The sequence below is a fragment of the Streptomyces sp. NPDC031670 genome, assembly GCF_055580545.1.
This window is the reverse complement of sequence record NZ_JBVILC010000018.1, coordinates 24,845-32,844: the sequence shown is the minus strand read 5'-3', so window position 1 is coordinate 32,844 and position 8,000 is coordinate 24,845. Positions and strand designations below refer to the sequence as shown.

8 protein-coding genes are annotated in these 8,000 nt (G+C 66.0%); 3 read left to right on the top strand and 5 right to left on the bottom strand.

The window, feature by feature from the left end; all coding sequences use genetic code 11:
• Positions 1–392: 392 nt before the first annotated feature.
• The gene (locus tag ACZ5ID_RS28105; protein ID WP_468903316.1) at positions 393–755 is read right to left on the bottom strand and encodes a hypothetical protein; all 363 of its coding nucleotides are present in this window, start codon (positions 753–755) and stop codon (positions 393–395) included.
• A 592-nt stretch (positions 756–1,347) separates the two neighbouring features.
• Here ACZ5ID_RS28105 and ACZ5ID_RS28100 point away from each other — a divergent pair.
• Positions 1,348–1,758 (top strand): hypothetical protein, encoded by a 411-nt coding sequence (locus ACZ5ID_RS28100; protein WP_468903314.1) that lies wholly within the window; start codon positions 1,348–1,350, stop codon positions 1,756–1,758.
• A 400-nt stretch (positions 1,759–2,158) separates the two neighbouring features.
• On the opposite strand, the gene ACZ5ID_RS28095 is transcribed toward ACZ5ID_RS28100, so the two are convergent.
• Positions 2,159–2,608 (bottom strand): hypothetical protein, encoded by a 450-nt coding sequence (locus ACZ5ID_RS28095; RefSeq protein ID WP_468903312.1) that lies wholly within the window; start codon positions 2,606–2,608, stop codon positions 2,159–2,161.
• Positions 2,609–3,005: 397 nt separating this feature from the next.
• Positions 3,006–3,377 carry a VOC family protein gene (locus ACZ5ID_RS28090; protein WP_468903309.1) on the bottom strand — a complete coding sequence of 124 codons (372 nt, stop codon included), beginning with the start codon at positions 3,375–3,377 and terminating at the stop codon, positions 3,006–3,008.
• A gap of 239 nt (positions 3,378–3,616) precedes the next feature.
• Between ACZ5ID_RS28090 and ACZ5ID_RS28085 the strand changes: the two genes are divergently transcribed.
• Complete coding sequence (locus ACZ5ID_RS28085) at positions 3,617–4,156, top strand: hypothetical protein (RefSeq protein ID WP_468903307.1); 540 nt, start codon at positions 3,617–3,619, stop codon at positions 4,154–4,156.
• Positions 4,157–4,680: 524 nt separating this feature from the next.
• Here ACZ5ID_RS28085 and ACZ5ID_RS28080 read toward each other — a convergent pair.
• Positions 4,681–5,283: an RICIN domain-containing protein gene (locus ACZ5ID_RS28080; RefSeq protein ID WP_468903305.1), complete on the bottom strand. Its 603-nt coding sequence runs from the start codon at positions 5,281–5,283 to the stop codon at positions 4,681–4,683.
• Between the two features lie 658 nt (positions 5,284–5,941).
• Between ACZ5ID_RS28080 and ACZ5ID_RS28075 the strand changes: the two genes are divergently transcribed.
• Positions 5,942–6,514 (top strand): dihydrofolate reductase family protein, encoded by a 573-nt coding sequence (locus ACZ5ID_RS28075; protein ID WP_468903302.1) that lies wholly within the window; start codon positions 5,942–5,944, stop codon positions 6,512–6,514.
• Between the two features lie 630 nt (positions 6,515–7,144).
• Here the strand turns inward: ACZ5ID_RS28075 and ACZ5ID_RS28070 are convergent.
• Positions 7,145–7,729, bottom strand: a complete 585-nt coding sequence (locus ACZ5ID_RS28070) for a GNAT family N-acetyltransferase (protein ID WP_468903300.1) — start codon at positions 7,727–7,729, stop codon at positions 7,145–7,147.
• Positions 7,730–8,000: the final 271 nt, after the last annotated feature.

Here is an 8,000-nt window from a genome sequence, read left to right as displayed (position 1 = left end):
GCAAGCGGCAGGCGCCACCGCCAGTCACCGCCGGGCCGTTCCCGCCCCGGTCCCGAGATGTTCAGCAGCCGCTCGGACTTCCGCAGCCGCTACCCGTGAATGTCTCCGCCCACAATGCCTGCGAGACGGTCATCGCGGTTACGAGGGAGCTCGGGGTCGCGGCGCCGTCCCAACGGTGGACGACGTGTCACCGTGCACGCAACCGACGAGGACCACCATGTGATGACCCGGACCTGTTGGCCAGGCTCATCGCTCTGGGGGGTGTCGTGCGGCACCGAGAGACTGAGCGCGACGATCCCGGCAACCCCCGATGGGCCCCGTCGACCTGGCGCGGTGCTACCCGCCTCCGATCAGGAGGCAGGCAGGCTCCTCGAAGGCCGTTTTCAGATGAGTCAGAAGAGCCGGTCGGGGGAGGGGAACTGCGTGATCTGCTTGTCGAGCCAGGTATAAGTCTCCAGGTAGGACAGGTAGCCGCCGTGGGCGAAGACCAGCACACCGCCGATGGGCTGTCCGTCGGCATCGAGGACTTCGGCCTCGGCAGCAACGCCGTCGTCGATGTCGGGCGCGGCGGCCGTCAGCGTCTCGTCCAAGCCGAGTTCGATACTGGCGCAGGAACAGGTGCAGTGCCCGGTCACCCGCAGATGGGGGATCTGTGCTCGCAGACCACGATAGACAGGATTGTCGCTTGCGAGGAGCGCCTCAAGGAGCGTGATCGCCTCTTCGGGTACGCGATCACTGGCCGTGCTCGTTTCCATGTCCTTACCTGAGCATCTGGCAAACTTGAAGGTCAACCGGGTTCGCGATGATCCAGCTCACTTCTCGCCGGCTGGGGCGGCCCCGAGGCCGCCAGGTCCTCCCTTCGCGACTGCGGCTCACCGGTCTTTTTGCTCCCCTGTATGACACGCGCTCTGCTGTGGCTTTCGTGCCGCGCTGGCGTTGGTTTCGCACCCCCGAGTTGTGGTCGATACCCATCCCTATGTGTGGGGGAACTCCCTGGTGGCTTGCGAAGAGTCGACGCTGTTGGTGGATGTCCGCTCGGCGCGCATCGTGAAGGAGGCGGCCGTCGCCGCCATCGCGGCGACCGGCCCACGCGGCGGCCTCGCCCGCGTACAGATTTCCGGGCTGGCAGGGGCAGCTGCTTGCCGCAGCGGTCGGGGCGCGGCGTCTGGGGGAGCCGGTCGCGGCGACGGCGTGGCCGGTGCTGGCGCGGGATCACGTCTTGGAGCCTAGGACGCCTTGGTCCGCGGGAACGAAGCGAGCGTCTGGAGGGTGCCGCAGTGGTATTTTGACCCGAAATCGAGGGGGGTGATCAGGCGGGTGGACAGAGATCGGCGGCATGCAGCTGTCATGGTCCTCCGCGAGCTCGGGCGAAGCCACGACTACCGTGATCGGGCGGATGCCGGTCACGGCTTGGCAAGCTTCGCCGAGACGCAGGAGGCGCTCGGGCCACTGCTGGAGCTTGTGCTCGACGCAGGTGACACGTTCGTCACCCGAGTGACCGCAGAAGCCGTGCTGCGACGAAAAGACAGGATCGGGTTGGCGATAGTCGCCTCCGCACTGGCAGTCGCCGACTCGAATCACAGCGATTGGATCCACACCGCACTTCACGATGTGTTCAGTATCTCCTCCGAGGACCGGGACAGCGCGATGGAGCTATGCGAGGAGATGTTGCGGGACACTGACGACCGTGTTGCCCTGGGGGCTCGTCAGATGCACGAAGCCCTGGCCGAGATCGACCCCGTTCTTCGCCCCATTTAGCTCGGGGGTGAACGCTGCCGTGAGAACGCAGGTGCTCGAATCTCCATCCAGGGCCGGGGCATCCCGCTGGGCTCAGCTCCATGAGCGGAGCGGCATTCGCCGGCTGTCGCGTCGGCGCTCAGCGTTCTGGCTCGGCGCTGGTTCATCTGACGTCGCGCGGCCGTCGGACATGCCGAGGTGGACGGTGCACGGTCGCGCATGGCCTCCGGCTTCTGGGCGGCGGCTGCCATGGTGGTCTCGATGGCGGCGGCCTCGCCGAGCCAGCCCTGGTCCTCCGCCTCTTGGAGACGGTCGACAAGATTGGCGTGGACCTCCTGAACGCGTGGCATCTGTGCCGGGTCCACGGGCAGTAGGGGAGATCTGACACTAGGTTCTCTGAACTACCGCTGGTGGGAGCGGACTACGTCTCGTTGGGGCCGATTACGGCGTTTAGCGCGCGCAGGGCGTCATCGTATTGGCGACGGTCGAACTGGAACGGACCGAATGCCGTGTACTCGCGGGTCGTGCGACGGGGTTGCTCGAAGGAGTCCCAGATCACGAGGTCGGCTGTCGCGGTGATGTGGGCCATGAGGGGCCAGCATCCCCAGTCGCCACATTTACAACCGAGAACGGGTGTCTTCGGCCCCATTGGGTTGGTGGACCGTTCGAGGAAGTGATCGTGCATCGGGCCGAACCGGTAGAACTCCGGGATGGGACCGCCGTAGGCGTCGCCTGCGGGCTGCATCCGGGCCGCGATCTCGAACCCGTCGATCAGCTCGGTGAGTGGTGCTCCATCAATACGGGGCACGATCATGAGCGGGCCGCCGTTGCCACGGTGCTGGCAGTCGAACCAGATGTCATTGCTGGTCATCCAGTGATTGTGCCAGCGAGGCCGTTCCCTCCGCCTGGGTAAATTGAGGTGGGGCTATACGTGGGATGCCGAGGTTGGCCGCGGTACCGCCGGGAGTTTGTCGGTCCATATGAACGAGCTTGTCTTCGGCGCCAGCCAGGCTGACCCGGGGGCCCTTCAACGACTCTGTCCCCCGCGCAACACGCGTCGGCATGCCTGCCGGTTGGACGCGCATCCGCACCTCCCAGCGGGACCTCGCTGCCGCCGCGCCGCGCCTTTGTCAGTGCAGGCGCCTGCCGTCGCGGGTGTGGCTCACGACATTCGTAACATCCGGTGCAACGACTGGTGGGAGGATGCCGCCGTCGGTTTCTTGCCCTCGTGCACAGTTGGCATCCGTGGCCCCCCCGTACCCCGTCCGTCAGCTACGGCTGGTGTCGATGACGCAGAAGCGGTTGCCCTCGGGATCGGCGAGCACGACGAAGTCGGCATCGTCCGGATAAGAGTCCCAGTCCACACGTTCCGCGCCCAGGGACATCAGGCGCGCCACTTCGGCGCTTTGATCGACGGCGTCACCTGCGTAGAGGTCGAGGTGGATCCTGGGGTGTTCCTGCACGGGTGTAGTACTGAGGTCGAGGGCCAGCGCGGCACCGGACCCGTGGGCCGGCACCAGCACCGTCCAGTCGTCCTTCACTTCGCCATCGCGAGGGACGTAGCCCAGTGCCCGGCTCCAGAACTCGGCAGCCCGCCGCACATCGGCGGCGCCCATCACGATGGTTCCGATGTTCAACATCCGCCGATTCTGGCAGACACCGGAGCAGACCCACAGCGCGATTCACGTCCCAATCAGTGCCGCATCCAGCAATGTTCGCCCTCAAAGGTGCCGACCCGTCCACCACCCGGGCAGGGTGATCCGCCGCTCCGTCCCGGCACAGCACTGGAGGACCTGTCTCGCGGTTGCGGCGGGGCGGCGAGCGAGACGGTGCGGAAACTTTGGTTTCCATATACCGAGTCGGGAACTATAGTTGTCGCATGATGGTCTCTGAGATCACTCCGGAAGAGCAGGCAGAACTCGACAAAGCGCTGTACGACGCCCTGAATCCGCTGGCCTCGGCGATACGCTCCCGACAGACCGGGCTGCCCGCGGGCCGTATGTGGGACGCGGATCCCGTCGAAGTGGCACTGTCCGTCCTGGCCGCTTGGAAGGTAATGGATGCCGAGGTCAGGCAGTTGACTGCGTACGCGGCAGCAACCGCTGGCTCCTACGGCGCCAGTTACGAGCAGATGGGGGCTGTCTGGGGCATCACCCGGCAGGGCGCCCGTAAGAAATGGCCCGACGCCATCAGCCGCTCAGTGCCCGCGACAGCTGGCAGGAGCGCGCTCGCGCTCTTCGGGGGGACTGCCGAACTGGTGCAGACGCCTTCCGGTGACTGGAGTTGGACAGGCATGGGCGCTGATGGAGCATCCGCCACGGTCACCGATGGGACGCGCTACGCGACTGCGGAAGAAGCAGCAGCCCATGCGGGTGTTTTCCTCAAGGAACACGCCCTCGACGCCGTCGACCGTTCCTAGCATCAGGCAGCGTTCGCCCTGTTCACGACCTCGCGAAGGCGTTCGTCGGCGGCGTGCTTGTTCCGTCGGATGATGCAGCGGCGGATCATGCTGCCATGCTGTTTGTGGTCGGCGTGGGCGGTACCGTCGAGGGTGAGGTGGCGCAGGCGGTGAACCGGGCCTTGATGCGGCTCTGCCAAGAGGTGTGCGTCGGGGTGCAGGCGATGTCCACGTTGTTGGCCGCCGCCCGGGCCCCGACCCGCTGGTACCGCTGCGTCGTCAGGTACGGGAGTGGTTGTCGCAGACGATCGCGTTGCGTCTCTTGACTCTCGACAGGGTGCAGTGAGCGCAGGTAGCGACAGAACGCCAGGAACTTCGGGCAGTTCTTGGTCTCACCGCATCCGCTGAGATTCGGCGGTGGGTCCGTTGGGGATCCGCGCGGGCAGTCCGGGGCCAACGTGGGGTCCTGGAGGGCCGTCACCCACTGGGTGGCGGCCTCCGCAGGTCAGTGGGCGAGCCTTCAGCTGCGGGCAGTTGGCGGGAGGTTAGCCCAGTGGGTAGCTCAGGTTGCTTACGTACCATCGCTGCTGGGGCTTGTAGTTGGCTGTCCACAGCTGCAAATGGTCGCCCGGGACGCCTGGGTTGTCAGCACCCGCAGTGACGGCGTCGAGCACGTAGTTGGTGTTCACCCCGTTGATGAACTCGTAGTTCCCGTTTCCCAGGGGCCACAGGTACCAGTGTTGCTGCGCCGCCCCGTTGCAGGTCCAGTCCTGCACTTTACCGCCGTCGCCTATGTGGTTCAGGTCGGCGTCCATGCACCTGCCCCAGATGTCCTTGATCTCCCACCAGGCTCCACCGTGGCTGTCTCGCCTGGTGAGCTGGTGAAAGGTCCAGTTGTAATACGGATGGCTGAGGCCCGAGCAGCCGCCCATCTGGAGCTGCCAGCTGTCACCTCCACCGCCGTTGACACAGAGGTAGGGGGCGTAATTGCTGACGATCTTCGACGTTGAGTCGGCGCTGGCCGATGCCGCACCGGCCGCCGACGCCGGCGCCGCACCCGCCGCGAACGCCATCGCCGCGAGTCCCGCAATCCCCGCGCCGAGCGTTCCCCGGACGCGCGTTCCTGACCTGTAGCTGGCAAGCCTCATACGTGATCCCTCCCCATCGGGCGCTGCTCGGCAAGGTTGTGCCCCACGCTCGCAGCTGCTTCTGACTGACGGCACCAACCATCGCCACCAGAAGCGTTGTCCGCACCACCCAGCCGACAACGATGCAGGCTGGCACCCACCCACGGGCGGACAACAAGCCTTGTCCGCGGACAAGCCCTCCAGGCGGCACGTCCAAGCTCAGAGATTTTCGTATGCCCGGCTCGCGTCGTGGACATGAGGTGAGCGGTGCGCGCGTCATCCGGTTGCCGTCATCCGAGGAGCATGCGGCAGCGGCCACGCCGGGGACGGCACATTGCTATGGGCTGTCGTCGACATTGGCTGAGAGACCGGGGTCCGGGTCGGGAACGCGGTACGCGAGTCTTGGCGCGCTGGGGCCAGACGATGGGGTGCGGCGGCCGGCGCGCGGGAGCCGGGTAGCAGGTTTCGCTTCGATCGCCGGACCGACTCCGTCCCGTGTGCGGGCTCCAAAAAGGTGATCCGGTGGCCAACGCCGCCAGAAATGAGTGGCGGCGGCCGATGAGTTCCTCCATGATCCACAGTCGTAGTTCGTGGTTGGTGTGCCGTGGCCGCGAGTGCGGTCCAAGCGCGCACTAAACGACCTGCCGCCAGCTGGATACGAGACACTGAGGAACCTTAGATGCGCACCCTGATCAGCACTGCCTTCATCTCGCTCGACGGCGTCGTGGAGGCCCCCGGCGGGGAGGCCGGTTACCGGAACGCCGGGTGGACCTTCAAGGACATCGACTTTCTTCCCGAGGCGTTCGAGCTCAAGGGACGGGAGCAAAAGGAAGCCACCGCGATGATGATGGGCCGCACCAGCTACGAGGCCTTCAGCGCGGTATGGCCCGACATGGAGGACTTCGCGGACTACAAGGTGATGCCGAAGTACGTCGTCTCCACCACCCTCCATGAGGACGACCTGGTGTCGAACTGGGGTGAGACGACGATCCTTCGCTCGGTCGACGAGGTCGCCGCGCTGAAGGAGACCGAGGGCGGCCCGATCATCGTCCACGGCAGCGCCACGCTGAACCACAGCCTCTCGGACGCCGGCCTGATCGACCGCTACCACCTGCTGGTCTTCCCGCTCCTGCTCGGCGCGGGCAAGCGGCTGTTCAGTGCCACCGACAAGGACACCCAGAAGCTGAAGCTCGTCGAGCACGAGGCCTACGCCAACGGTCTGCAGAAGCAGGTCTTCGACGTCGTCCGCTGACCGGACTTCCGCCCACGTCCTGCTCTCACCTCGCGGGGCGTGGGAGTCGGGGCAAGGACCTGCTCGGCGAGTTCGGGATCACCGCGCCAACCTGAGGAAGAGTCCCGGTCACCTTGAGCTCTTCGCCCGCGACCGGCCTCCCTGTCTACGCAGACGTTCGCGGATGCTCCGGGCCTCCACCCACTTCCCTCACGGATGGCGATGGGGCAGGCGGCCTCGACGGGAGTGCCCGTCTCATCGAACACGGACCATGTGGAGGGGTCCGGGTGCCATGCCGGCACCCGGGCTCCGAAGGAGCTGCTATATCACCCGTCGGCCTTGATACCGCGCCGCCGGCCTTCTGTTTCCGCCCTGGTCTTGGTGCAGGTTGGCTGCGGAGATGCCGAGGGAGATCGGCAGTCCCCAGTCAACATCCCGCAAGATCACGCAAAACGGGAGGTCTTGTAAGCATCGCTGCCCCGGCCCGATCACACCGCGCCGAGGCAAGGCACCGCCGGCTGCGCGTCGCGTGGCCGTAGCTATACGAGAGCAGGGCCGTGAGTCCCGCGAGTTCGCGGCAACTGAAGGTTCTGCGGTGCGAGCCCGAGGCTGCGGCGCCCTGATTCTGCGGATGGACCCGCGGGTTCGGGGTCAACTCGCGGGATCGGCCTGGCCGTGTCCCGCCGAGTGGTGTAGGCCGCGAGCATCTTTACGGAGGATTCGGTACAGCACGCACCGGCGCAGCGGCCCATTCGGCACGCTAGGGTCCTCGAAATCACCGGCCGGGTCCCGGGTCATGCCGATCCGGCGCATTACTGCCTGGGAACGAAGGTTGTTGATGGTCGTCGATGCAACGACCTCTGACAGCCCGAGGGTTTCGAAGCCGAAGTCCAGGCAGGCCAGCGCGGCCTCGGTGGCGTAACCGTGACCCCACGCCGAACGGGTCAGGCGCCACCCGATATCCACGCCCGTGAACGGCAGGTCCTCGGCCACCTTGTCCAAGCCGGCACGGCCGATGAACTCCCCGGTCTCCCGTGCTTCCAGTGCCCACCACCCAAAACCTTGCTCGTCGAACTCGGCTTGCATGAGCGTCACCGCGGCATCGCTCTGCTCCCGTGTCAACAGCTCTCCCAAGTGTTCGCGGACTTCGGGATCGGCGTTCATCGCTGCCCACGGTTCGAGGTCGGATCTCCGCCATCGGCGGAGCAGAAGACGATCGGTATGAAGTTCGGGCATGCCGCCAACCTAACGCGATCAAAAGAGCAGTGTCGATCAGTTATGTCCGGGCCCTGTGGTGGACTACTCCGTGCCAGAGCCGTCGCGAGGATCCTCAGGGCTGCCCACCACCCGGCGGGACGCGGCCGATGGCCTCCGCAGCCTGTTCAGCCTCGGCAGGATAGCTAGTAGTGCCTCGTTACCTTGTGTGATCTCGACGGATCGGGGGTGACTTCCCAGAGTGAGGTTGGGGGAAGTGGCCGGTTCCAGGGCGAGTTGGATAGTCATGGCG

What these genes read in the sequence shown, in the direction of transcription:
- ACZ5ID_RS28105 (WP_468903316.1), bottom strand. Translation starts at nt 755, where the DNA reads ATGGAAACGAGCACGGCCAGTGATCGCGTACCCGAAGAGGCGATCACG.
- ACZ5ID_RS28100 (WP_468903314.1), top strand. Translation starts at nt 1,348, where the DNA reads ATGGTCCTCCGCGAGCTCGGGCGAAGCCACGACTACCGTGATCGGGCG.
- ACZ5ID_RS28095 (WP_468903312.1), bottom strand. Translation starts at nt 2,608, where the DNA reads ATGACCAGCAATGACATCTGGTTCGACTGCCAGCACCGTGGCAACGGC.
- ACZ5ID_RS28090 (WP_468903309.1), bottom strand. Translation starts at nt 3,377, where the DNA reads ATGTTGAACATCGGAACCATCGTGATGGGCGCCGCCGATGTGCGGCGG.
- ACZ5ID_RS28085 (WP_468903307.1), top strand. Translation starts at nt 3,617, where the DNA reads ATGATGGTCTCTGAGATCACTCCGGAAGAGCAGGCAGAACTCGACAAA.
- ACZ5ID_RS28080 (WP_468903305.1), bottom strand. Translation starts at nt 5,283, where the DNA reads ATGAGGCTTGCCAGCTACAGGTCAGGAACGCGCGTCCGGGGAACGCTC.
- ACZ5ID_RS28075 (WP_468903302.1), top strand. Translation starts at nt 5,942, where the DNA reads ATGCGCACCCTGATCAGCACTGCCTTCATCTCGCTCGACGGCGTCGTG.
- ACZ5ID_RS28070 (WP_468903300.1), bottom strand. Translation starts at nt 7,729, where the DNA reads ATGCCCGAACTTCATACCGATCGTCTTCTGCTCCGCCGATGGCGGAGA.